At 38.6% G+C, this 26059-nt stretch carries 25 protein-coding genes and 1 other annotated feature; of the genes, 1 reads left to right on the top strand and 24 read right to left on the bottom strand.

The features are described 5' to 3' along the window. Window positions 1-53: 53 nt before the first annotated feature. The gene (locus tag CEY16_RS02070) at window positions 54-932 is read right to left on the bottom strand and encodes a YicC/YloC family endoribonuclease (RefSeq protein WP_101330308.1); all 879 of its coding nucleotides are present in this window, start codon (window positions 930-932) and stop codon (window positions 54-56) included. 137 nt (window positions 933-1069) lie between these two features. Between CEY16_RS02070 and CEY16_RS02065 the strand changes: the two genes are divergently transcribed. Continuing rightward, window positions 1070-2779 carry an Rqc2 family fibronectin-binding protein gene (locus CEY16_RS02065; protein ID WP_101330307.1) on the top strand — a complete coding sequence of 570 codons (1710 nt, stop codon included), beginning with the start codon at window positions 1070-1072 and terminating at the stop codon, window positions 2777-2779. A gap of 344 nt (window positions 2780-3123) precedes the next feature. On the opposite strand, the gene pyrE is transcribed toward CEY16_RS02065, so the two are convergent. From pyrE to spoIIGA, 23 genes are all read right to left on the bottom strand, one after another. After that, window positions 3124-3738: an orotate phosphoribosyltransferase gene (gene pyrE / locus CEY16_RS02060; RefSeq protein ID WP_101330306.1), complete on the bottom strand. Its 615-nt coding sequence runs from the start codon at window positions 3736-3738 to the stop codon at window positions 3124-3126. Next, window positions 3728-4435: an orotidine-5'-phosphate decarboxylase gene (pyrF, locus tag CEY16_RS02055; protein ID WP_101330305.1), complete on the bottom strand. Its 708-nt coding sequence runs from the start codon at window positions 4433-4435 to the stop codon at window positions 3728-3730. The genes pyrE and pyrF overlap by 11 nt, the downstream gene beginning before the upstream one ends. Then, entirely contained in the window at window positions 4414-5334 is a 921-nt protein-coding gene (locus CEY16_RS02050; protein ID WP_101330304.1) for a dihydroorotate dehydrogenase, read from the bottom strand. Before CEY16_RS02050 ends, pyrF begins: the two co-directional genes overlap by 22 nt. Continuing rightward, the gene (locus CEY16_RS02045; RefSeq protein WP_143484581.1) at window positions 5331-6101 is read right to left on the bottom strand and encodes a dihydroorotate dehydrogenase electron transfer subunit; all 771 of its coding nucleotides are present in this window, start codon (window positions 6099-6101) and stop codon (window positions 5331-5333) included. The genes CEY16_RS02050 and CEY16_RS02045 overlap by 4 nt, the downstream gene beginning before the upstream one ends. Beyond that, complete coding sequence (carB, locus tag CEY16_RS02040) at window positions 6098-9304, bottom strand: carbamoyl-phosphate synthase large subunit (protein WP_101330303.1); 3207 nt, start codon at window positions 9302-9304, stop codon at window positions 6098-6100. The genes CEY16_RS02045 and carB overlap by 4 nt, the downstream gene beginning before the upstream one ends. Continuing rightward, entirely contained in the window at window positions 9271-10395 is a 1125-nt protein-coding gene (locus CEY16_RS02035; RefSeq protein WP_101331112.1) for a carbamoyl phosphate synthase small subunit, read from the bottom strand. Before CEY16_RS02035 ends, carB begins: the two co-directional genes overlap by 34 nt. Further along, complete coding sequence (locus CEY16_RS02030) at window positions 10388-11665, bottom strand: dihydroorotase (protein WP_101330302.1); 1278 nt, start codon at window positions 11663-11665, stop codon at window positions 10388-10390. The genes CEY16_RS02035 and CEY16_RS02030 overlap by 8 nt, the downstream gene beginning before the upstream one ends. Before the next feature lie 13 nt (window positions 11666-11678). Further along, window positions 11679-12551, bottom strand: a complete 873-nt coding sequence (locus CEY16_RS02025; RefSeq protein WP_101330301.1) for an aspartate carbamoyltransferase catalytic subunit — start codon at window positions 12549-12551, stop codon at window positions 11679-11681. Further along, the gene (locus CEY16_RS02020; RefSeq protein WP_101330300.1) at window positions 12552-13916 is read right to left on the bottom strand and encodes a solute carrier family 23 protein; all 1365 of its coding nucleotides are present in this window, start codon (window positions 13914-13916) and stop codon (window positions 12552-12554) included. It lies immediately after the preceding gene. Between the two features lie 136 nt (window positions 13917-14052). Beyond that, complete coding sequence (pyrR, locus tag CEY16_RS02015) at window positions 14053-14592, bottom strand: bifunctional pyr operon transcriptional regulator/uracil phosphoribosyltransferase PyrR (protein ID WP_101330299.1); 540 nt, start codon at window positions 14590-14592, stop codon at window positions 14053-14055. Window positions 14593-14774: 182 nt separating this feature from the next. Next, entirely contained in the window at window positions 14775-15686 is a 912-nt protein-coding gene (locus tag CEY16_RS02010) for an RluA family pseudouridine synthase (protein WP_101330298.1), read from the bottom strand. Then, window positions 15679-16152 (bottom strand): signal peptidase II, encoded by a 474-nt coding sequence (gene lspA / locus CEY16_RS02005; protein WP_101331111.1) that lies wholly within the window; start codon window positions 16150-16152, stop codon window positions 15679-15681. Before lspA ends, CEY16_RS02010 begins: the two co-directional genes overlap by 8 nt. 131 nt (window positions 16153-16283) lie before the next feature. After that, window positions 16284-19028 carry an isoleucine--tRNA ligase gene (gene ileS, locus CEY16_RS02000; protein ID WP_101330297.1) on the bottom strand — a complete coding sequence of 915 codons (2745 nt, stop codon included), beginning with the start codon at window positions 19026-19028 and terminating at the stop codon, window positions 16284-16286. A 54-nt stretch (window positions 19029-19082) separates the two neighbouring features. Beyond that, window positions 19083-19301, bottom strand: a binding site (T-box leader). Between the two features lie 63 nt (window positions 19302-19364). After that, window positions 19365-19886 (bottom strand): DivIVA domain-containing protein, encoded by a 522-nt coding sequence (locus CEY16_RS01995; RefSeq protein ID WP_101330296.1) that lies wholly within the window; start codon window positions 19884-19886, stop codon window positions 19365-19367. A gap of 91 nt (window positions 19887-19977) precedes the next feature. After that, window positions 19978-20751: a YlmH family RNA-binding protein gene (locus CEY16_RS01990; RefSeq protein ID WP_101330295.1), complete on the bottom strand. Its 774-nt coding sequence runs from the start codon at window positions 20749-20751 to the stop codon at window positions 19978-19980. Window positions 20752-20763: 12 nt separating this feature from the next. Then, window positions 20764-21039: a YggT family protein gene (locus tag CEY16_RS01985; RefSeq protein WP_101330294.1), complete on the bottom strand. Its 276-nt coding sequence runs from the start codon at window positions 21037-21039 to the stop codon at window positions 20764-20766. A 25-nt stretch (window positions 21040-21064) separates the two neighbouring features. Next, window positions 21065-21469: a cell division protein SepF gene (locus CEY16_RS01980; protein WP_101330293.1), complete on the bottom strand. Its 405-nt coding sequence runs from the start codon at window positions 21467-21469 to the stop codon at window positions 21065-21067. Window positions 21470-21483: 14 nt separating this feature from the next. Beyond that, window positions 21484-22164 (bottom strand): YggS family pyridoxal phosphate-dependent enzyme, encoded by a 681-nt coding sequence (locus CEY16_RS01975; RefSeq protein ID WP_101330292.1) that lies wholly within the window; start codon window positions 22162-22164, stop codon window positions 21484-21486. 17 nt (window positions 22165-22181) lie between these two features. Continuing rightward, window positions 22182-22979 (bottom strand): peptidoglycan editing factor PgeF, encoded by a 798-nt coding sequence (pgeF, locus tag CEY16_RS01970; protein WP_162297824.1) that lies wholly within the window; start codon window positions 22977-22979, stop codon window positions 22182-22184. 76 nt (window positions 22980-23055) lie between these two features. Further along, complete coding sequence (locus CEY16_RS01965; RefSeq protein ID WP_101330290.1) at window positions 23056-23298, bottom strand: YlmC/YmxH family sporulation protein; 243 nt, start codon at window positions 23296-23298, stop codon at window positions 23056-23058. 102 nt (window positions 23299-23400) lie between these two features. Next, entirely contained in the window at window positions 23401-24180 is a 780-nt protein-coding gene (gene sigG / locus CEY16_RS01960) for an RNA polymerase sporulation sigma factor SigG (RefSeq protein WP_101330289.1), read from the bottom strand. 115 nt (window positions 24181-24295) lie between these two features. Continuing rightward, entirely contained in the window at window positions 24296-25015 is a 720-nt protein-coding gene (gene sigE, locus CEY16_RS01955) for an RNA polymerase sporulation sigma factor SigE (RefSeq protein WP_101330288.1), read from the bottom strand. Beyond that, a complete protein-coding gene (spoIIGA, locus tag CEY16_RS01950; protein ID WP_162297823.1) occupies window positions 25012-25914 on the bottom strand; it encodes a sigma-E processing peptidase SpoIIGA in 903 nt (300 codons plus the stop codon). Before spoIIGA ends, sigE begins: the two co-directional genes overlap by 4 nt. Window positions 25915-26059: the final 145 nt, after the last annotated feature.

Genomic DNA, 26059 nt, shown 5'->3' with positions numbered 1-26059 from the left:
ATTCAATCACTAATATTTCTATTATAGTCTAAATTCAATGAATATCTCAAATATTATTCAATATTTTGTACTTGTTCTTTAATTTTCTCAATCTCGCTCTTCAAATCGACGACTACCTTACTGATTGAGACATCATTAGATTTAGACCCTATTGTATTCGCTTCTCTCAATAACTCTTGGCTAATGAAATCTAGTTTTCGGCCGATAGGCTCTTCCAAATCTAGAGTTTCTTCAAACTGTTTTACATGAGAAATGATTCTGGTGATCTCTTCAGTGATATCCCCTTTTTCAGCCAACAATGCAACTTCCTGAATGATTCTAACTTCATCTTTTGAAGTATCATTAAGTGATTCTTCAATACGAGCAGTCACTTTATCTTGGAAGTTCTGCTGGAACTCAGGGCTTCTTTGTTTCAAGTATTCAGCCGATTCTAAAATTGAAGTAAGCCTAGACTTCACATCTACTTCTAGAGATTCACCTTCCCTGCTTCTCATACTACTTACAATAGATAAGGCTTCATCTACTAATCGGATAAAGAAATTCTTAAACTCTTCATTGATATCTGTAGCTTCTTCCATTAGGAACAAACCTTCTATATTAAGAAGATCTTTCATTTCAAGTTCTCCCTGAATAGGAGTATGATCCGATATTTCTTCCATACGATCAGAGTACTGTTGCAGCAAGTCCCAGTCAACTTTCAACGTTCTAGATCGTAGAGGTTCTCCAGAAATGTTTACATAGAATTCTACTCTCCCACGAGAACAAACTTCTTGGATTCGCTTTCTGATTGAATCCTCTAATTGCATCAAATCTCGGGGCATTTTTAGTGAATAGTCTAGAAAACGATGATTGATGGTTTTGATTTCAATCGTAACCGTCGTTTCCTCGAATTTACCTGAAGCACTTCCGAAGCCTGTCATACTTTTAACCATGGTTCTTTTCACCTCTTGGCATTTGCACTATCTTTATATTGTCGCACTGTTCATTCAATCATTTCAACCTTTTGATTCCATCTGTATCAATGTGTAAGAGTGACATGCTATAATTAAGTTGTTATGAGGTGATTAACATGCCATTTGATGGAATAGTTACAAGAGCAATTACACATGAATTGAACGATCAATTAGTTACTGGTCGAATCAATAAAATCTATCAACCAACAGAAACTGAAATCATTTTTACAATCAGAAAGAATGGACGTAATCATACACTATTATTATCCATTCACCCAAGCTATGCACGAATACATTTAACTGATGAAAAATTCACGAACCCGAAAGAACCACCGATGTTCTGTATGGTATTACGAAAACACCTGCAATCGGGTTTCATTGAAAAAATTGAGCAGGATGAGATGGAGAGAATCATCCACCTGACCATTCGCAATAAAGATGAAATCGGTGATGAAAATAGACGGGTAATCACATTGGAGCTGATGGGGAAACATAGTCACTTGATTGTAGTTGACCCAGAACGTGAAATGATCATTGACAGTATGAAGCATATAAGTTCTGCTCAAAACCGTCATAGAAGTATATTACCTGGACAATCGTATATCGCCCCACCAGATCAAGGCAAATTGAACCCATTAACTTTAGATGGTGAAACATTTGCTCGAAAGATTGATTTTAACCAAGGTAAGATCGACCGACAAATATTGAATCTTTTGATGGGTGTTTCTCCTGTTGTAGCAAAAGCCCTTGCTAAACAAGCCTATATGGGCAACAGTGAAAAGTATCAAGAAGTATTCGATAATTTCCAGAACGATCTTTTAAATCACAATTATGCACCTATGATTCAAAAGGAACCTAAGGAAGATTATCATGTTCTTGAATTAGTTAAATCAGAAGAAAAAATAATTTCTTTTGAAACTGTAAGCGAGATGCTCCACTCTTTTTATCAAGGAAAAGCAGAGCGCGACCGAGTAAAAGGTCAATCGCATGATTTGATGAGATTTTTAAAGAACGAAAGAGACAAGAATGAACGTAAAATAGAGAAGCATAAAAAGACTTTGAAAAAGGCAGAAAAAGCCGACGAATATCAAAAAAAAGGTGAGCTTCTAACGGCTCACATGCATATGGCAAAACTCGGAGACAACTCCATTCAAGTGGTCGACTACTATGAAGAAGATCAGCCAGAGATGACCATCGAATTGAATCCGAATAAGTCACCAAGTGAGAATGCTCAGCAGTTTTTTAAGCAATATGGTAAATTGAAAAAATCCAAAGAAATGGTAGTTGTTGAGATCGAAAAAGCCCATGAGGAAATCAACTACTTGGAAAGACTTATTCAGCAACTGGAGCAAGCACGAGAAGAAGATGTTGAAGATATTCGAGAAGAGCTTCAAGATCAAGGCTATATGAAGAAAAAGCAACAAAGTAAAAAGAAGAAAAAGAAGAAATTGATTACACCCGATCAATATGTCTCTACAGATGGAACCGAAATTTTTGTAGGTCGTAACAATAAACAGAACGAGTATGTTACCAACCGTATGGCGAATAAGAATGACGTTTGGCTCCACGCTAAAGATCTCCCAGGCTCTCACGTCATCATACGTTCAAGTGAGCCAAGTGAGGAGACAATATTAGAGGCAGCACTTATTGCAGCTTTTTATAGTAAAGCTAAGTTGTCTTCTACTGTTCCTGTCGATTACACATTCGTCAAACATGTAAAAAAGCCGAATGGTGCAAAACCTGGTTATGTGACGTATGACAATCAGCAGACGGTATTTGTCACACCTGAGGAAGATAAAGTGCAAGAAATGAAACTGAAGTCTTAAGTAAACTAATAACGTACCTCCATTAGACGGGGGGGGGTACGTTATTTTTGGATTATAGAATATTTATCGGGAATACAAAAAATTGATGGACTTTTGTTGTTGATTCTGACGAATCTCTTTCAAACGGACGCTTGCCTTGGGCACTACCTCAACTTTCCTAAACGAACATGGTTCGATTAGGATGATTTTCCTCGCGTGCTATTTCCAAGGGCGTCGCCGTCTTTAGTTCTTCATCTTCCATACAAAATTACCGGATAAGAATCACTTCGACTTCGCAACAGCTCATTTCACCTTTAGTTGAAGTTTCACACGAGAAAAATGAGCATGAAAATTCTTTCTTACGATCAAACCCTTTCCTTCCACTCTTTAAGTTGATCAATTTCTTCAGATGAGAGCACACCTTTATCATTTACAACTGTTAAGAGATCTTTAAAGGTAAGGAGGCTATGATACGTGAAGTTATTTTCCTGAAAATTTGCTTCTGCTTTATTTAGCTCGTAAGAAAAAATAGATACAATCTGTTGTAGCTCGCCACCTGCATCAACGACTTCATTAGCGACATCTATCACGCTTCCACCAGTTGAAATTAAATCTTCGATAACAACAACTTTCTGATCCGGTTTCAAAACACCTTCTATTTTATTTTTCATACCATGACCTTTAGATTTTCCACGAACATATATCATTGGTAAATTCATCTTTTGAGCGATCCAAGCGGCATGAGGAATACCTGCAGTTGCGCATGCGCATATTACCTCAGTGTCGGGATAATTTGTTTGAATATATGTAACGAATTCATTTGCTAACGCTTCTCTGATGGAAGGGTAAGACATCGACAAGCGATTATCACAATAAATCGGAGACTGGATACCAGACGACCATGTGAATGGCGCAGCAGCATCCACCTTTATAGCATCAATTTCTAATAACTTTTCAGCGATCCATTTACTATTTTTCATTCGCATTCCACTCCTTGATTGCTTGCTGGTAAGCCTGCTTCGAGTCAGCAGCATTTGTAATGCTTCTTCCCATAACAATGTAATCCGCTTTTTCATTTCGTGCTTCGGTTGGTGTTGCTATTCGTTTTTGGTCATTTGCTTCATCTTGTTTAAACCTGATGCCTGGGGTCATTGTAATAAAAGATGAACCGCATGCTTGTTTTACTTTTCTTATATCATGAACAGGGCAAACAACTCCATCGGCTCCATGTTGATAGCTGTTTTCTGCATACCGGACAATGGTATTCTCAAGCGTTTCATTGATCAATAGCTCATTTTTCAACATCATTTCATCAGTTGAAGTGAGTTGAGTGACAGCAAGCAGTTTTGGTCGCTTCCCAGATGTTGATTCTAAACCTTCCCTTGCCGCTTCTATCATTCTCGCGCCACCAGCAGCATGGACATTTACAAAATCAATTTCTAACGAAGCCAAGCTTTTCATGGCCTGATGAACTGTATTCGGAATATCGTGTAGTTTCAAATCAAGAAAAATAGGATGACCTCTCTCCTTCAATTTCTCAATAATATATGGCCCTTCTTTGTAAAATAACTGCATTCCTACTTTCACTGGAGAGCCAGCTAATTCATTTTCTTCGACAAAAGATAATGTTTGTTCTGCATTAGGGAAATCTAAAGCTATATAGATACTTGGGTGCATCTTGCTTCCCTCACTTCCTGCAAAGATTCATAACCATATTTTCTGAGTGTATTAGGCAATTGATCAATTAAATTTTTACAAACTAATGGGTCTTGGAAGTTGGCTGTCCCAACCGCTATAGCATCTGCTCCAGCTAGTATGAATTCCAGTATATCTTCTGTCGTTGTGATGCCTCCCATACCAATGATTGGTAGGTCGGTAATTTGTCGAACTTGATGAATCATTCTAATAGCGACGGGTTTGATGGCAGGACCTGATAAACCACCAGTACCATTAGCTAAAATTGGCTTCTTGGTATGCGGATCAATTCTCATTCCCGTCAATGTATTAATCATCGATAAACCATCTGCCCCTGCATGTTCAACTGCTTTTGCCATTCCTACAATGTCGGCTACATTAGGAGATAATTTAACAAATAACGGCTTGCCTGACACACGCTTGATTTCTTTCGTCAATTCTTGAGCAACTTCCGGATCAGTACCGAATTGTATACCACCCTCTTTTACATTCGGACAAGAGATATTCAGTTCGATCGCTTCAATTGTTGATACATTGGAGAGTTTCTCAGCTACCATCACATATTCTTCTATCGTACTACCTGCAACATTTGCAATGACAGGAGTATCAAGGGACTCTAGAAAAGGAAGCTCCCGCTCAATTATCCCATCCACTCCAGGGTTCTGCAGCCCGATCGCGTTCAACATTCCAGCTGCTGTTTCTGCTACCCTCGGAGTTTCATTTCCGTAGCGTGGCTCCCCAGTGGCTGCTTTAATCACAATTGCCCCAAGTTGATTCAAATCATAGAATTCACTGAATTCTTTTCCGAACCCAAAACAGCCAGAAGCAGGCATGACAGGGTTTTTGAGTGATAATTCACCTAGATTTACGTTTAATTTCATAAGATCACCTCATTGGATGAGAATACTGGCCCGTCCTTACATACTTTCACATAGCCGCTTTCATTAGTGGAATGACAGACACATGCGAAACAAGCACCTATTCCACACCCCATACGTTCCTCCAGAGAGATATGCCCCGGAATTTCAACCAGCTGATTTTTAACTGCTTTAAGCATTGGAAGAGGGCCACATGTAAAATACCTAGTGCTATCTTGTGAAAATTCACTTGCTATATCAGTGACTAATCCTTTTTCGCCGTATGAACCATCGTCGGTAACAACTAACGTTTGTACTCGGTCACCAAATTGATTGAACTCTTTTTCATAAAAGACTGCTTCTTTAGACTGAAATCCTAATATGACGGTGACATCATTATTTTCAACAAGTTCCTTCGTCAGGTGATAAAGTGGTGGGACACCAACTCCCCCACCAATGACAAGAATTTTTTCATTTTTGACTTCTGTTATTTCAAACCCTTGTCCTCCCGGTCCTAATGCATCAACCTTGTCTCCCGCCACTCGTTCACTAAGCCATTCCGTTCCTTTTCCTGTGACCTTATAAACAAGAGTGATTGTATGATTTTCTTTATCTACATCAGCGATGGAAATAGGTCTTCTCAACATATGAAAAGATCCATCTCCAATTTTAATATGGATGAACCGGCCGGGTTGATCGACCAGTTGTTCCATCTCACCTTTTAATTTCATTTCGAAAGTATCTTTTGCAATCTCAACATTCACACATACTTCCAGTTGTTCTTGTATCACGTCAGCACCGCCTCTTTATTTCGAGGCATTTCGTTTGCGGTGAAAGTCATCGATTCTATCACATGCAAAATGGCATTCGCAGTATCCAATGAAGTTAAACAAGCAACGCCGTGTTCAACTGCTTCACGTCTGATACGGAAACCATCGCTATGGGTCTGTTTGCCGCGTGTCAACGTATTGATGACAAATTGAACTTGACCATTTTCAATTAAATCTAAAAGGTCTTCATTACTTCCAGCACCTACCTTGTCCACGACTCTTACTGGTAGGTTGCTCTTTTGAATGGTCTTGGCAGTACCTTCTGTCGCTAACAACTGAAAACCTAGCGCATGGAATTTTTCTGCTATTTCTACCATTTCTTCTTTATCTTTATCTGCGACGGTCAATAAAATCGAACCTTCAGTTGGAATCGTCAGACCTGAGGCAGTTATCCCTTTATAAAGAGCTTTTTCTAAATTCTTATCTCTTCCAATAACTTCCCCAGTGGATTTCATTTCTGGTCCTAAGGTGATATCCACACTTCGTAATTTTTCAAATGAAAATACAGGAACCTTAACAGAAATAACATCACTCTCCGGAATCAATCCAGATGTAAAACCTTGTTCTGATAAGCTTTTTCCTAACATTACCTGTGTAGCGACATTAGCCATCGTCACACCTGTAATTTTACTTAAAAATGGTACAGTCCGGCTTGCTCTTGGATTTACTTCTAGTACAAAGAGTTCTCCTTGGTGATAAACATATTGGATATTAATCAAACCGACTATTCCTAGTTCTTTCGCCAACACTTGAGTTGTGTCGATGCATTGTTGTTTGATTTCATCGGATATTCTTTGAGTAGGATAAACCGCAATGGAATCCCCCGAATGAACACCTGCTCGCTCAATATGCTCCATAATGCCAGGAATGACTACATCTGTACCATCAGAGATCGCATCAACTTCAAGCTCTATACCAGTCAAGTATCGGTCGATTAAGACAGGCCTGTTCACGTGCACTTTAACAGCATTTCGGATATATCGTTCCAAATCAGCCTCTTCATAAATGATTTCCATCGCTCGACCACCAAGTACATAAGAAGGTCGTACTAAGATTGGATAACCTAATTCTCTCGCTTTTTCAATTGCATCTTGTTCACTTATAGCCATTTGTGCTTGAGGTCTTGAAACGTTCAATTTCTCAAGTGTTTGGTCGAAGAGATCTCTGTCTTCTGCATTGTCGATGGAATCTTTTGTAGTACCTAAGATATTGACTCCTCTTTTAGATAATCCATCCGCAAGAGAAATGGCAGTTTGTCCACCAAACTGAATGATGACGCCCATTGGCTGTTCAAGTTCTATGACGTGCATCACATCTTCTAGAGTCAGTGGTTCAAAATACAATTTGTCTGAAATCTGAAAGTCAGTGGAGACCGTTTCAGGATTATTATTGATGATGATCGCTTCATATCCCGCTTCTCTAATTGCTAATATAGAATGCACTGTAGCATAATCAAATTCTATACCTTGTCCAATCCGAATAGGGCCCGAACCCAGTACTAAAACTTTATCTTTCGAAGTAGGCACCGATTCGTTCTCTTTTTCATAAGCGCTATAAAAATAAGGCGTTTTAGACTCAAATTCTGCAGCGCAGGTATCTACCATTTTATAGACAGGAGCAATGGATTGTTCCATTCGAAAGGCATATACATCTTCCTCATTAGCATCCCAAAGTCTTGCAATTGTCATATCTGCAAAACCTTTACGCTTTGCTTTTTCTAATAGTTCAATGTCCCATGGGCTTTGCTGAACCTGATTCTCCAAAAGAACTAACTGCTCTAACTTAAACAAGTAAAAGCGATCTATTTTGGTATACAGATAAATGTCCTCCATGGTAAACCCTCTTCTGAATGCTTCGGCTATTAAAAACAACCGTTCATCATCAGGTTTTTTCAATCTCTTCATCAAGTCTTCCATGGAAATTCTGCTAGCAGAAGTTTGGAGTAAGTCTATCGTCTCGATTTCTAGTGAACGAATACCTTTTAATAATGATTCTTCAAAGGATCTGCCTATTGACATCACTTCCCCAGTAGCTTTCATTTGAGTTCCAAGAGTACGGTTTGCTGCTTGGAATTTGTCAAAAGGCCATCTAGGTATTTTAGTTACGATATAGTCTAGCGCTGGTTCGAAGTGTGCATATGTTTGTCCAGTGACTGGATTTTTCATCTCATCTAATGTTAATCCGACAGCAATTTTTGCTGCCAATTTCGCAATCGGATAACCGGTTGCCTTGGATGCTAGAGCAGAAGAACGACTCACCCTCGGATTCACTTCGATGATATAATATTCAAAACTATGAGGATCGATCGCTAGCTGTACATTACAACCGCCTTCGATTTCCAAGGCACGGATTATCTTAAGTGACACATTACGTAACATCTGATATTCCCGATCGCTCAATGTCTGTGAAGGAGCAACTACTATTGAATCGCCTGTATGTACACCAACAGGGTCGATATTTTCCATGTTACAGACCACTATTGCGTGATCACTTCCATCCCTCATCACCTCATACTCGATTTCTTTGAATCCAGCAATATTCTTTTCGATCAAACATTGGTTAACAGGTGAAAAGTGTAGCCCATGATGAGTAATATCTTTTAATTCTTTTTCGCTATAGCACATGCCACCGCCTGTACCACCAAGTGTGTACGCTGGGCGCACAATCAACGGGTATCCGATTTTTTCTGCAAACTCAAGAGCCTCATTCACTGAATGGACAATCGTACTATCTGGAACAGGTTCATTCAATTCATGCATCAACTGGCGGAATAAATCCCGGTCTTCTGCTTGTTGGATCGCACTTAATTTGGTTCCAAGGAGCTCTACATTATAAGCTTCTAAAATTCCTTTTTCATCTAGTTCTCTTGCTAGGTTAAGCCCTGTCTGTCCTCCTAATGTTGGCAGAAGTGCCTCTGGCTGCTCTTTGCGGATGATTTTTGCTAGAAAATCTACTGTTAACGGCTCCATATAGATATGATCAGCTACTGTTTCGTCAGTCATAATCGTGGCAGGGTTAGAGTTAGCTAAAATGACTTCATATCCTTCTTCTTTAAGGGCCTGACAAGCTTGTGTCCCTGCATAATCAAATTCTGCTGCTTGTCCGATAACGATTGGACCCGATCCGATGACTAAGATTTTATTAATGTCTTTTCGCTTTGGCATGAGAATCCTCCTTTATCTTTTTCCGACTGAATACGAGATATAAACTGATCAAACAATGAATTAGAATCCTGTGGCCCTGGTGAACTCTCAGGATGGTATTGAACAGAGAAAGCATTGTAAAGTTCATGTTCGAGACCTTCGACCGTGTCATCATTAATAGCATATTGAGTCATGATTAAATCTGTATTTTCCAAAGATGATCGTTCGACTGCATATCCGTGATTCTGTGAAGTCATCCATACTTCGTTGGTACGGAGGTCTTTTACAGGATGATTGACCCCTCGGTGTCCAAACTTCATTTTCACTGTATCTGCATGACAGGCAAGTGCTATTAGCTGGTGGCCTAGACATATGCCAAAAATTGGGGTTTTTCCTAGCAATTCTCTTACTACTTCAATTCCTTCACTCACATTTTTCGGATCTCCAGGTCCATTAGAAAGCATCACTCCGTCAGGTTGTAATTGCATAATCTCTTCAGCTGACATGTCATGCGGCACAACAGTCACATGGCAATTTCTACGAGTAAATTCTCTTAAGATTCCATGTTTCATTCCATAATCAATTAAGACGATGCGATGACCTCTACCGGGTGCGACATATGGCTTGCTTGTCGAAACCTTTTTGACTTGATCCGTAGGGAGTTGAATGTCGCGAAGTGAGTTCAACTCATCCTCTTTTTGATCCAGACTGTCTAGAAGTCTACCCTTCATCGTTCCAAATTGACGGATCAGACGTGTGAGCTGGCGGGTGTCTACCCCATGAATGCCAGGGATTCCCTTCAATTTCAAGAGTTCATCGAGTGTCATTTCATTTCTAAAGTTAGAAGGATATTCGGCCCATTCTTTAACGACAAGACCTTGTATTGCTGGTTGAATACTTTCAAAATCATCTCTATTGATCCCATAATTACCAATCAGAGGATATGTCATAGTAACAATTTGACCATGATAGGAAGGGTCTGAAATTGTTTCTTGATATCCAGTCATTCCAGTGTTGAAGACGACTTCTCCATCTGGATTATTCAGCTCACCTCCAAAGGCATAACCTTCAAAAACGCTCCCATCTTCTAGCAATAAATATCGTTTACACATATTGACCATCCTCCTGCCAAACAATTTCACCTTCAACAAATGTCATCACCGGGCAACCTTCTACCTGCCACTGTTTGAAAGGCGTATTTCTTCCTTTAGACTTGATAAAAGACTCATCAATTACCGATGTTTTATTCAGATTAACCAAGACTAAGTCAGCCTTTTGTCCGATTGCAATCTCACCTGCAGTAAGACTGAATAACTCAGCAGGTTTGACAGTCAACCAGTCGACTAACTGCTTGAGTGTACATTTGTTTGTTTTCACGAGATGTGTATATAAAAGTGGAAAGGCTGTTTCTAATCCAATGATTCCGAAAGGCGAACCTTCAAATCCGCGACTTTTCTCTTCAGCTGTGTGTGGGGCGTGGTCTGTCGCAATACAATCTAATGTTCCATCTAAAAGACCAGCGAAAAGAGCTTCTTGATCTGCATTGGATCTTAATGGGGGATTCATTTTATAATTTGCATTATTGGAAGGAATGTCATCTTCATTTAATAAAAGATGATGTGGTGTAACTTCTGCAGTAACATTTATCCCAGCTTGCTTAGCATCACGAATGACTCGAACGGACTCTTTTGTACTTACATGGCAAACGTGATAGTGACAACCTGTTGCTTCTGCAAGTAAAACATCACGAGCAATCTGCACGGATTCACAAACAGAAGGAATTCCAGCAAGGTCTAACTGTTCGCTTTTTTCGCCATCATGCATGACACCTTCGTAGATTAAACTATTATCTTCACAATGAGCAACAATGGAGCCATTGATCGCAGCTACTTGTTTCATCGCTTCAAACATGGTTCCTGCAGACTGCACTCCAACACCGTCATCAGTAAAGGCAACAGCACCTAAATCCTTTAACTGTTGAAAATCGACTAATTCTTCCCCTTTTTGTGATTTTGTAATCGAAGCATAAGGTAATACATGGACAGAAGCGTCTCGTTCAATTTTTTCATTCACGAATGATAGGTGTTTAATATCGTCTGGGACAGGATTTGTATTAGGCATAGCACAAACTGTAGTAAACCCGCCTTTAGCAGCCGCCATAGTTCCAGATTCGATGGTTTCTTTCGCTTCACCACCTGGTTCACGTAGATGGATATGAACATCAACGAATCCAGGAAATAGATAGTTACCTTGACCATCAATTACTTCTTCAGTTGAAACGTCATCTAATTTTCCTATAGCTGTTACCTTTCCATTGTGAATCAGAACATCTACCTTCTCCTCGTGCTCTAACATTTGAACATTTTTAATCAACTTCTTCATATAAAGAACCTCCCTATTTTAAACAATGCTCGATGATTGCTTCCCTTACTGCAACTCCATTCGTCATTTGTTGAAAAATCCTTGAACGTTCACATTCAACCAACTCAGAATCAATTTCTATCCCTCTATTAACAGGGGCAGGATGCATAATAATACTGCCTTTCCTCATTGCTCGTTCACGTTCTTTAGTTAATCCATACGTTTGTAAGTAACTCTCTTCCTTACCTTCTTTTATTTCGTGTCTCTCGTATTGAACCCTTAGTAGCATCAACACATCAACTCCTGAAATAGCTTCATCGATCGTGTGATACTTGAAAGGCAAGGAGTGATCCTGCCACTCTTCCTTCGCAACCAGCGTCACATTAGCACCTAGATTATCAAGGGCTATAGCATTTGAACGAGCGACCCGGCTATGTTTGATATCTCCACAAATAGCCACGTTTAGATGTTCAAATCGATTGAATTCTTGCCGGATTGTCATCAAATCAAGCAAGGATTGGGTCGGATGTTCTCCAGACCCATCTCCAGCATTAATCATTGGTACATCTATAAGATTTTTAATAGCATTAAAATAATTTTTTTCAGGGTGGCGCACGATGATAACGTCTGAACCTATCGACTCTAAGGTTTTGATCGTGTCGTATAATGATTCACCCTTTGTCACACTGGACTGTTCAGGTGAAAAAGTCAGTCGTTTCATTTGTAGCTTGTCGCAAGCCATCTCAAAACTCATTTTAGTACGAGTAGATGGTTCAAAGAATAATAACGCTGCACTTTTCTCCTCCAAGGTATCGATTGAGGGATTTCTCTGAAACTCCTCAGCCCGATCAAGCAATTTGTTGATCTCATCAGTTGAAACGTCGTTCATTGTAAGTAAATGATTCACTTAATTGCCCCCTTCATTAATATCTTCGACTGAGTGGAACATTCGACCGTTCCCACTAGCCAATTCCTTTCCAGGTAAGACAAGATGTAGCACAATCCCAGCAATTGCTGAAAGAGCCATGCTCGTGATCTGTATATCCGAAGTGACTTGTATGAATGCTCCACCTACTCCAATGACTAGAATGGCAGAAGAGACAATCAGATTCCTTTTCATTCCTAGGTCAACTTGGTTGTCTATCAACATTCTCAAACCACTCGAAGCGATGATACCGAATAGAAGAATTGATACCCCACCCATGACTTGTTTCGGAATCGATTCAATCAAGACAGTAATCATTTCGGAAAAACCAAACATGATGGCTAAAATTGCTGCACCGGCAATGACAAACACACTGAATACTCTAGTGATTGCCAGTACGCCTATATTCTCTCCGTATGTCGTATTCGGAGGTCCCCCGAAACTTGAAGCGATCATGGTTGCAACACCATCACCCAAGATAGAGCGATGAAGACCTGGGCGTTTGATGAAGTTCTTGTGAGCCACCTTGGAAAGCACCATCTGATCTCCTATATGCTCCATGATAGTAACAGCGGCGATTGGTACCATGATCCATACCAGATTTAAATTAATGACTTGGTGAGGCATATAATCTACGAATGGTATGACGAACTCAGGTGAAGCAAAGAATGCATTTGCAAACTCCCCAACCGAGTTGCTTTCAACTATATTTGCCCAACTTGCTTTTAAATTGCTCGTATCGACTAACCCTTGAGTCAATGCGAATATGTATCCTCCGACAATTCCTAACAAGATCGGTATGATATTTAGAAATCCTTTAAAAAATACTGAGAAGATAATCGTAATAAGTAAGGTTACACCTGCAACCAAAATTCCTGTCGAACTATAATTTCCATCCAAATCTGTCATTGCCATATCTATAGCTGTTGGAGCTAGGCCCAAGCCGATTACCATAATGATCGGGCCAACGACAACTGGTGGGAAGATATAGAACAACCAATTAACACCCAATAATTTTATTCCTAAGGCAATGAGCCCGTAAACGACCCCGACCAAGAAGGCTCCTACCATGGCCCCAGCCATTCCATCTGCGGCTATCGCCGTTTGAAGTGGCACAATGAAAGCAAAACTTGAACCAATGTAAGCTGGAACTTGTCCTTTAGTAATTAGCAGGTACGCTAAAGTACCGATACCACTAGTAATCAGTGCTACGTTCGGAGGCATATCCGTCAAATATGGTACTAAGATTGTCGCCCCGAACATTGCGAATAAATGTTGTAAACTCAAAATGAGCCATTGTGATTTTTTCGGTTTCTCATGAACATCCAATACTTTTTCTTCGCTCATCTTCAAATCCCCCTTGTTAAAATAAAAAGCCTCTTTGCTAAAGGTCGCAAAGAGGCTTTTCGTACATACTCCTATATTGTACGAATGAACTTCACAACCTTTTCAGTCTCTCTGGACGTAATTTAAAGGTTTTAGTTTATTCAAATATACTTACTTTTTCCGCTTCATCCACTTCATTTAATTGAACTTTAATGACTTCATCCATGGATGTCGGAATATTTTTCCCTACATAATCGGCTCTGATAGGCAGTTCTCGGTGACCTCGATCGATCAATACTGCTAACTGGATCGACTCAGGTCTCCCTATATCTACGACTGCATCAAGAGCTGCTCGGACAGTTCGTCCAGTGTAAAGGACATCATCTACGAGAATCACTTTTTTTCCGTCAATATTGGTTTGGATATTGCTTTGATTTACAGTTGCTTCTCCAGCAGTTGACTTATTTGAAAGGTCATCCCTATAAAGTGAAATGTCTAGTTCACCTGTAGGAACTTTAATACCTTCAATTTCTTCAATGTTTTGCTGAATTCTAGTAGCAAGAGGTGTGCCCCTTGTTTTAATACCTACAAGTAATAAATCTTCAGTTCCCTTGTTACGTTCAATGATTTCATGGGATATTCTTTTTAATGCCCTAGATATTGCTGCAGAATCAAGTATACTTGTTTTCTCCTTCATCACCGATGCCCTCCTATTACATATAAAAAAACCTCTTTTGCCCACAAGGTGACAAAAGAGGTTTACTGTGCATACTTAATACACTTCTACCGCTCATGATTAGTCACCTTGCAGATCTCTCTGGATCTTTCATTAAAGGTTTCATTTCTTAATTGTTAATTCTAATAGAAATCTGGAAAAAGTCAAGACATTCTTTTGACTGTTTCTAATGCTTCTTGAAATATTTCAGGTGCATCTACCTCAAAAGTTAATGTTTCATCAGTTGTTGGATGCTGAAAACTAATTTTTCTAGAGTGCAGTGCTTGCCCTGAAACATCCAACGTTTTACGTTGACCGTACTTAGGATCACCTACTAATGGATGGTCTATATAACGAAAGTGCACACGGATTTGATGCGTTCTTCCAGTCTCAAGTTCGCAATAGACATGGGAGAACCGATCGAAAACTTCCTTGACTACAAAGTGGGTCACCGCAGGCTTTCCATCTTGAACAATCGCCATTTTCTGTCGATCGTTTTGGTCTCTACCAATCGGCGCATCGATCGTCCCTTTTTCATGGGAAATCGCTCCGTGCACGATAGCTTCGTATTGTCGCTTGATTTCTTTATTAGCTAACATATCAGACAAACGTTCGTGTGATTGATCATTCTTAGCAACAACAAGAAGCCCACTTGTGTCTTTATCGATTCTGTGAACAATTCCAGGACGATGTACTCCATTGATGCCTGATAAATCGTCACAGTGATATAACAAAGCATGAACCAACGTACCAGATTGGTGACCATGTGAAGGATGGACCACCATTCCTTTTGGTTTATTCACTACAATTAAGTCTTGATCTTCATAAACAATGTCTAAAGGAATATTTTCAGGTTCAATTTCGAGTTCTTTCGGTTCCGGGATTTCCCACTCGATTTGATCATCAGGCTGACACTTATAATTACTTTTGACTGTTTCACCATTCACTTTTACGAATCCATCTTTAATCCAAGATTGAACCTGACTTCTAGAGGCTTCTTCATTTAATTCAGCTAAAAGCTTATCTATGCGGACAGAACGATTTGTTTCTTCGACTAGAAAATTTTGCTTACTCATCTGAATTCACCCCTTTGTTATTCCACTCATCTATGAGAATCATAATAATTAGTAAAACCACACCCACACTTAGTGCAGCATCAGCGATATTGAATATCGGGAAATCATATCCGAAAATGATTACATCAATAAAATCTATGACCTCTTGTAGAAAAATCCGGTCTATAAAATTACCGATTGCGCCGCCAAGAACTAAGCCGAATCCCATTAACAAAAAGGGAGACTCATCTTTCATTTGATTCATGTAATAAACAATTCCTGCAATCACAATTACAGTTACGATATAGAAAAGCCACATTTGACCTTCTAGGATTCCCCAAGCTGCTCCACTATTTCTATGAGAAGTGAAAAATAAGAATCCAGGGATCAGTTCAATCTGATCATGTAAATCCATTGAATACACGATCATCCATTTCGTAGCTTGATCAAAAATTATGACGATTAGCGCTAATATGTAATATCTCACTCGGTCTACCTCCATATTTACTATCCTTTAGAATTGTACCACATATCAACCTACGAAACGACTCTTTAAGTAAGTGGATTGAAGCCAGGCATTATTAAGCCCTCTGCATATTCACAGAGGGCATTAAACATTTAACTTTTTACGACTTCTGCACAACGTTCACATAAATCTGGGTATTCTTCATCTTTTCCTACAGAATGAGATGCTACCCAACAACGCTGACACTTCTCACCTTTATGCTTTTCAATCGCTACTGATACTTGATCATAAGATTTCGCTAGATCATGTGATTGAGCTACTACAACCTCTGACACGATTAAAAACTGGTTTAAATAAGGCATTTCTTTTAGTAGGTCATACGTTTCTTCATCTTTAGGAACAATTGTGACTTTTGCTTCCAACGACTTTCCAATCACTTTATCTGCCCGGCTTTCTTCTAGTGCTTTAAGGACATTTTCACGGATATTCATGAAAGCTTCCCATTTCTCACGAATCATGCTTTCATTTGAAATTTCGCGGGCTTCTGGCATATCTGTCAGTTGAACGCTTTCAGCCTGTACTCCTGGAATGAAGTTCCACACTTCATCAGCAGTATGTGACAGAATCGGAGATAGTAACTGCGTCAAGGTGATTAAAATTTCATGATATACCGTTTGAATAGATCTCCGGCGCTTATCATCCGCTTCTTCAATGTAGAGAATATCTTTTGCGAAATCCAAGTAGAATGAACTTAAATCGATAGTGCAGAAATTATTGATCGTATGATAGATGACTGAATAATCGTATTCATCATATGCTTTACGAACTTTTCGAACCACTTCCTGCAATCGGATCAACATATATCGATCGACTTCTTCTAACTCATTCTCAAGTAACATGTTATAGGTAGGGTCATAATCATGCAGGTTCCCTAACATGAATCGGAATGTGTTTCTGATTTTGCGATAAACTTCTGCTACCTGTTTTAAAATTTCATCTGATACTCTTACATCCGCTGAATAATCGACACTAGCGACCCACAGACGTAGAATATCAGCACCTAATTGTTTCATAACTTTTGATGGGACCATTACGTTCCCTAAGGACTTACTCATTTTTCGGCCGTTTCCATCCAGAGTGAAACCATGACTGAGAATTCCTTTATATGGTGCTTTTCCTGTTACAGCAACTGACGTAGATAAAGAAGAGTTGAACCATCCTCGATATTGGTCTGAACCTTCTAAGTAAAGGTCGGCAGGACGATCCAAGTCATCACGTTCCATTAGAACTGCTTGATGAGTAGAACCAGAATCGAACCATACATCCATAATATCTGTTTCCTTGGTGAATGTGCCATTCGGGCTCGATTCATGAGTAAAGCCTTCAGGTAATAAATCTTTTGCTTCTCTCTCAAACCATACATTAGAGCCATGATCTCGGAATAGATCACTTACGTGTTGAATCGTTTCATCAGTAATAATCGGCTCACCGTTCTCCCCGTAAAAAACAGGGATAGGTACTCCCCACACACGCTGACGGGAGATACACCAATCTCCACGGTCCTTCACCATGTTGTGCATGCGAATTTCTCCCCACTCAGGGTGCCAATTCACTTCCTTAATTTCATCCAAGATCTGTTCTCTGAAATCTTTGATGGACGCAAACCACTGAGACGTTGCACGGAAAATCGTCGGTTTTTTCGTTCTCCAGTCATGTGGGTACGAGTGAATCATGAAATCCAACTTTTCTAACGCGCCTACTTCTTGTAATTTTTCAGTGATTTCCTTATTTGCTTTATCGTAAAATTGTCCTTCGAATCCAGGTGCTTCATCAGTGAATACACCTTTTCCATCAACAGGGCATAACACATCTAACCCATATTGTTGTCCAATCCAGAAGTCGTCTTCACCGTGCCCTGGAGCTGTATGAACACAACCGGTACCAGTTTCTGTAGTAACATGATCCCCAAGGATGATTAAGGAATCACGATCATAAAACGGGTGACGGGTTACAATGTATTCCAACTCTCTCCCTTTGAAAGTTTTTAAGATATTCATATCTTTCCACTCAAGGTTTTCAGCAACTTCATCCAATAGTTCTTCAGCTATAACAAACTTTGAACCATTAGCTTCGACAACTGAATAATTCAATTCGGGATGTAAAGCAACCGCCATGTTCGCTGGAATCGTCCAAGGAGTTGTCGTCCAGATGACGAATTTTTCATCCCCTTCTAAAACTCCTTTTCCATCTGTAACTTGAAAGGAAACATAAATGGAAGGAGAGCGTTTGTCTTGGTATTCTATTTCTGCTTCAGCTAATGCAGACTCTGAGGAAGGAGACCAGAATACTGGCTTCTTACCTTTATAGATATAACCGCGCTTAGCCATTTCGCCGAATACTTTGATTTGTTGTGCTTCAAATCTTCCTTCCAAAGTTATATACGGGTTCTCCCAGTCACCACGTACACCCAATTGTTTAAATTGTGTCCGTTGGCTGTCGATCTGACCCAATGCATATTCTTCGCACTTCTTACGAAATTCTGCTACGCTCATTTTCTTCCGATCGATCTTTTTCTTTTTCGTCAAAGATACTTCGATCGGTAATCCGTGAGTGTCCCATCCTGGAACATAAGGAGCATGATAGCCCGCCATAGATTTATAGCGCACAATAAAATCTTTCAAGATCTTATTCAACGCATGCCCCATGTGCAAATCACCATTAGCGTATGGAGGTCCATCGTGTAAAACGAACAAAGGTCTACCCTCAGTACGTTTTTGCACCTTTTCATAAATATTCTCTTCTTCCCATTTTTGCTGCATTTCTGGTTCTCTCTTAGGGAGATTACCTCGCATCGGGAAATCGGTTTGCGGCATCAATAAAGTATCTTTATAACTCATAATATCCTCCTTCATCTTTATCAGAGCTAAAATAAAAAAGCTTTCCTGCCCCTGAAAAGGGACGAGAAAGCTCGCGTTACCACCCTGATTGAATCACATCTTATAATGTGATTCCACTCGAAATCCTTAACGTGGATCAAACGTCCATTTCTACTACTATTTCGAATGGAAACTCCGGGGTGATCTTCCAAGAAAGTTTACTGCTAGGCTCCCACCGACTCCTAGCTCGCTTCCAGCAAATCTTTCATGTACTCTTCCCATCTTCGTCATTATCAATATCTTTTAAAAATTATATGGAATAATAAGTAAGTTCAACGTCAAGTTTTGATAAGTTCCTTAACGATGGTCTGTTGAAGAGTATTCACCAATGTGACGATCTTCTTGGTCGTCAGTTTCGATTTCAAACAAGTCTTCCCAGTCATCGTTATCAATAATATCTAACTGAGCTTCAACAAGCATCTTCAAACGTGTACGGAAAACCTTTGCTTGCTTCTTCAATTCTTCAATCTCCATCGTCACGTTACGTGACTTCGCCAAAGCGTCATTAACAATTCGATCTGCATTCTTTTCTGCTTCTTTAATGATCAGCTTGCCCTCTTTATTTGCATTATTCTTAACTTCATCAGCAGTCTCCTGGGCTACTAAAATCGAGCGGTTCAATGTTTCTTCAATATTATTGAAGTGACTGATTTTTTCTTCTAATTCGTGAACACGGTCTTCCATAGATTTCTTTTCACGGATCACTTTTTCAAAATCTTTGATGACTTGATCTAAAAATTCATTCACTTCGTCTTCGTCATAACCTCTGAATCCTCTTGAAAATTCCTTGTTATGAATATCTAATGGTGTTAGTCCCATTATTCTGCCCCCTTTTAATGTACATAGCTCCATCTAAGTTAGTCTAATTATTCGACAATCATTCACAGAATTCCTGCTAAAATCCTCTGATTTATTTCAACTTCGCAGTCTTGATACGCAGTTTATTCTTTTTGGTCTCACCTAGGATCTCTATCATCTTACTTCTTCCTAATTTCCTTACAGAAATCAAATCACTCGGTTGAATAGTAAAAGTAGGGTCACTCACTACTCTGTGGTTCACCTTCACAGCTTCTTTAGCAATTAGTTGTTGAGCATCTTGCCTTGATAATTGATAAATATGTTTCATAATTACATCAAGCCGCGCAGATGAAACAGTACCTTCTTTCTCCACCCAACGATCATCCATAGTAATCATTTGATCTTTAGAGACCTCTGTTAATACTATCGACGACTTTTTAACTTTTGTGAAATTCATTTTCAAAAATAAGGCAATGTCTTCATCTGTGATTATTTGAAATGTACCGTCATTTACTAAAATATCACCGAGTTTTTTTCGCTGAATCCCTAAAGACATCAAAGTTCCCAGTAAATCCCGGTGAGTCAAAGTGACGAATTTCGTATGGTATGTTCCTTGCAGAATCGTTATAGCGAAATCCTCATCAGTCACTTCTTCATAGAAAGGATAAAGGTAAGCCCTTTGCCTTTCAGCACCATTCATTCCCCCATGGAAACTAAGGTTAAGATCGTCATTATTACCGATCAACGAACGTAGAATATGTTGTTCCCTAGGATCCATGAAGTCAGATAGCACAGGGATAAATTGACGTTCCACTTGCTCCTTCCAATCTAGGAATTGATCGATAACAGGTTGTTCTTCTTTCCGAAAATGTTGATAAATATCCATCCGTAAGCCCCATTACATCATTTGTGCAATCATTTGAAATAAGTATGCCAAGCCGCCCAGTGCCAATTGTAGAGTGAAAATTGCTACGATTGGTGATAAGTCAATCATTCCTAAAGGCGGTATGATTTTTCTGAATGGCTCTAAATAAGGTTCACTAATTTTAGTTAAAAATTGTCCGATCGAAGTATCTCTTGAGCCCGGGAACCAGGACATCAGAATATAACCGATCAGGGCGAAAGTATAAATTGTAATAGCTGTAGATAAAATTTCATAAATAAGTTCTAGCATGTACATGACCTTCCTTATTAATTATTTATTCATTTTGATCAAATAAGTCTGAAATGTTACCAGATATATTCACATGTTCTGGAGTACATAAGAATGTTTGTTGTCCTAATTTTTGAATATTACCACTTAGTGCATAAACTGTACCACCAAGAAAGTCAACGACACGCCTACTATTTGTATGATCTAATCTTTGTAGGTTAACAACGACTGACTTACCCTTTTTAATATGATCAGCGATATCTTGAGATTCTTCATAGGTACTTGGTTCACAAAGTACCATTTTAGAATCGTTTTGTATACTTTTTAGGCTGACAACATTGTCTTTAGATTGTTTTTCTTCATATTTGTTATAGCTTTTTTTAGGTGCTTCTTCTATACTTTCATTTTCTTCTAAATCGAAGAAAGATTTAAACTTATCTTTAAATCCCATGTTTCCTCCCACCTTTATTCAGCCTCATTTCCAACTAAGCTTGTACCAATTCTTACATGAGTTGCACCTTCTTCAACCGCAATTTCAAAGTCATTGCTCATTCCCATCGACAGATATTCACAAGGTGCATGTTCCCAGTTATTGCTCTTGATTTTATCTCTTAAACCTTTCAAGCGTTTAAAATATTTTCTAATATCCTCTTCACCCGCATCAAAAGGAGCCATTGTCATTAGTCCGACAACCTGTATCTTTGGGAACTTTTCTAATGAATCGATAAATTCGCTAACGTTTTCAGGTGATAAACCGTGTTTTGAATCTTCCCCACTGGTATTTACTTGAACGAAACAACGGACGGTTTGTTCAGTCCTTTTATTGACTTCTTTCGCTAGTGATGTCCGGTCTAATGAGTGAAGATAATCCACTTGATTTATAATTTCTTTGACTTTTCTAGATTGAAGAGTACCTACAAAATGCCAATTTACCTCATTACCTATTTCTTCATATTTCTTTGAAAAACCTTCTAATCTGTTTTCTGCTAAATGTTTCACGCCTACATTTATAGCAGCTTGGGCGGTTGCAACTGAAACATATTTAGTGACAGCAATGATCTCAACTTCTGCTGGGTTTCGGTCAACACGCTGACAAGCTGCGTCGATCTTGTTAACTATGTCTTGGTAACTTTCTTCAATTGTCATCATGTCTCTCCCTCAACTTAATTATCTATGAACATAAATGCCATCATTCTACCTGTATGGCCTTGATCCCTCCGATGAGAGAAAAATAACTCTTGTTGATCAAAAGTACAATAAGATGTCGTTCGGATTTGATCCTTATCAAAACCATATTCAGTTAATATCAGTTGATTAAGTTTTCTTAAATCCAACAAGAAGTGCCCCGGACTTGTGGCTTCAAGAACTTGATTGTGAAACTTAGCCGGAATTTGCTGAACGACTTTTTCATCTACCTCGTAGTTTGTAGAAGATATGCAAGGGCCAATTATAACCTCCACATCTTCTAATGAAACTCCATGCGATAACAATTTATCAGCCATAACTGTGCCTATACCTTGGACTGTACCTTGCCAACCAGCATGAGCGAGTCCAATTAATGACGTATTTTTCACTCTAAAAAATAATGGAACACAATCAGCATAGAACATAGCTAAGAAATGGTCTTTCCGATTAGTAATCATACCATCTGCATCAATTGCTGGCTGGTCATGCCTCAGAGGTGTTTCATCATCTGAGAAATCAATTACAAGGTTACTATGTACTTGGTTCAAACATTTCCATTGGGCAAAAGACTTATGAAATGTGTTGTTGAACTTCTGCCTATTCTGGACAACTGCATCATGTTTATCATTTACATGTATGCCCAAATTCAATGAGGTATAAGGTGATTCACTGAACCCACCATCCCTTGTCGAAAACCCAGCGATTATTCCATCTCTCTCCCAGTCTTCAATTTGAAGATAATGGGTATCTTTCAACTTGAATATTTCACTCTTCATCATTTATTCTCCTAATCAATCATTATAATTATTTTATCATATATACTCACATTTTTCTTCATGATATCCCATCCTGTCACACCTTACTATAGGAGGTGCGAACTAATATTACATCCGCACCGATTTTTTCTATTTGAGACCATAGGATTCTTATCTCTTCTTCTTCTCCAAATATACCAAACCATTTCGATTTAAGAGTAACAATTAACGCTACGATAGATCCGACTTGTACGTCTATCTCCAAATCATTGATGTAACCGAGTTTCTCACCACTGTCCACATTTATGATATCTTTAATTTGAATTTCTGATAATAACATACTGTTCCCTCCTCCATTTAATTATATGAAGGTAGAAAAAAATAAAGAAGAGTGCATGTTTTCTTTTTACATACACTCTTCTCTTATTATAGAAATTTTACTTTATTCAAGAACACTTCGATTCATTTCTTTGATTGCAGTTTTTTCTAAACGAGAGACTTGTGCTTGAGATATGCCGATTTCATCAGCCACTTCCATTTGTGTTTTGCCTTCAAAAAAACGTTGGTTGATTATCAATCTTTCTCTTTCGTTCAATCGTTTGATACCTTCACGTATGGCTAGTTCATTCAGCCATGATGAATCCTTCTGCTTTTCATCTTTTAGTTGATCCATTACAAAAATCGGATCACTCCCGTCGTTATAGATCGGTTCGAAAAGCGATACTGGATCTTGAATAGCATCTAGAGCAAAAACCACATCTTCATGAGGTAATTCCATCCTCTTTGCAATTTCTAAGGTTGTAGGGTCAGTTGATGTTTCGTTAATGATCTCTTCACGAACTTGTAAAGCTTTATATGCGATATCACGTAGTGAACGGGATACTCGAATCGGATTATTATCCCTAAGATATCTTCTAATCTCACCAATAATCATAGGTACAGCATACGTGGAGAACTTAACGTTATGACCAAGGTCGAAGTTATCAATCGATTTCATCAATCCAATGCATCCAACTTGAAATAAGTCGTCAACGTTCTCTCCTCTATGATTAAATCTTTTAATCACGCTTAAGACCAATCTCAAATTACCATTTACTAATACTTCTCTTGCTTCATACTTTCCACTTTGCAGTTCTTTGAATAATTTACGCATTTCATCATTTTTTAGTACTGGTAGTTTTGAGGTATCCACACCACAAATCTCTACTTTGTGTCTCGCCATATTTACCCCTCCCGCATGGAGTTGATGTCAATCTAAGTTTCTCCAATACGAGAGTTTTTATGCGGACAAAATCATTAGGTGGATCATTTGTACTTCACTATTCAATTAAAAGTACTTATACCATCTTATTAAATTCTTTTTTCAACCGACTGATTATTTTTTTCTCTAATCGAGAAATATAAGATTGAGAAATTCCTAATTGATCGGCAACATCCTTCTGGGTCTGTTCCTGAAATCCACTCAACCCAAATCTCATCTCCATAATTTGCTTTTCTCTTCCTGATAATGTTTCAAGAGCGGATTTCAACAAATTTTTATCGACTGAAAGGTCCAAATCTTTAGTGATAATATTTTCTTCAGTTCCAAGAACATCAGATAACAATAATTCATTGCCGTCCCAGTCGACATTTAAAGGTTCATCAAACGACACTTCTGTTTTTCTTTTATTATTTCTTCTTAAGTACATAAGAATTTCATTCTCTATACATCGTGAAGCATAAGTAGCTAATTTGATATTTTTTTCAGGGTTGAATGTATTGACAGCTTTTATAAGGCCAATCGAACCAATTGAAATTAAGTCCTCAATATTAATCCCTGTGTTCTCAAATTTTTTCGCAATATAAACGACTAGACGCAAATTATGTTCTATCAAAGTAGACTTTGCAGCGACATCTCCATTAGCTACTCTTTCTAGCACATGACGCTCATCATCCTTTGATAAAGGTGGCGGTAGGGTGTCGCTCCCACCAATGTAATAAATCTCGTCCCCTTTAAATTTAAGTTTTCTCCATAATTTAATAAAAAATGAATGAATATTAAACCAAATACGTTTCATATCGTCATTCCCCCTGCACTTTTAATGACCCCATTTTTTGAATGAATAATAAAAGGATTCAATAAACAGTTATAGTCCATCTTCCTAGAAAATTCTCCAAAATGTATACCGACCCAAACACCTCTCGTAGTATAGGACTGATCGGCATGTACCGTTACTGAATCAGCTAAACAAACCGGTAATAACCCTTGTGCACCTCCCGCCTTTTTATAAGGAATATATTGAAATTTTTCACCTGAACTCTCTGGACTTAATGCAGCTAATCCCTGAACAGCTTCTTTTCCGAACCATTCTTCAGAGGTGGTTTTGTCAATTAATATAACTGGTTGTCCAGATGTCGGATGGCTTAATTGATTACCAGTGTCATAAAATCCAGTAACATCATGACACTCTTTATTGATTTTAATTTCTACCGCATACAACTGATTGTTGTTCAACTGAATAACTGAAAGGTGATGAAGTTGGTCTTTTGTTAACCATAAAATTAATGGGAAAAAAATAATGACAAACAGCCAACTGATATTACTTCCAAACTGTGCAAAACTCATGAATGGTGGAACCGAAGCCGTAGAAAAATAATATTGCAAAGCAAAAAGTCCGCCACCGATCGAAAAATTAATGATGTAAAACATTAACCATCTTGTTAGAAACAATTTTAATGAACCAAACGGAAATGCCAGTAAGATAATCATGATGGAATAGAGGATTTTAGAAATTGGATTATTTAAAAAAACTAGAAAAGGAACAAAGGATAAAGGAACGATCAAAGAGGCAAATAGACTGGCGGTACCTATTCGAGCATGTGAAAAGCTTTTTCTTGTTACCCAAGCTACCGTTAACAAAACCATCCAATCGAATACTAAATTCAATAACCAAATTAAATCTAGGTAAATGTCCAACCATCTCATCCTCTTAAATTCCTGTTATACAAAGTATAAGAAAAGAGGGTTGAATTTGTTGTCACATTTTCGAAGGTCATCCCGACTATTTTTGAAGAAGTTTGTTTAAAAAGGTCATGCATACTTACGAGGGGATTTGCATACA

Origin of the sequence: Halalkalibacillus sediminis, from assembly GCF_002844535.1 — a bacterium.
Taxonomy (GTDB): Bacteria; Bacillota; Bacilli; order Bacillales; family Alkalibacillaceae; genus Halalkalibacillus_A; species Halalkalibacillus_A sediminis.
The sequence above is the reverse complement of the archived record's forward strand: the minus strand, read 5'-3'. Positions and strand labels throughout refer to the sequence as shown.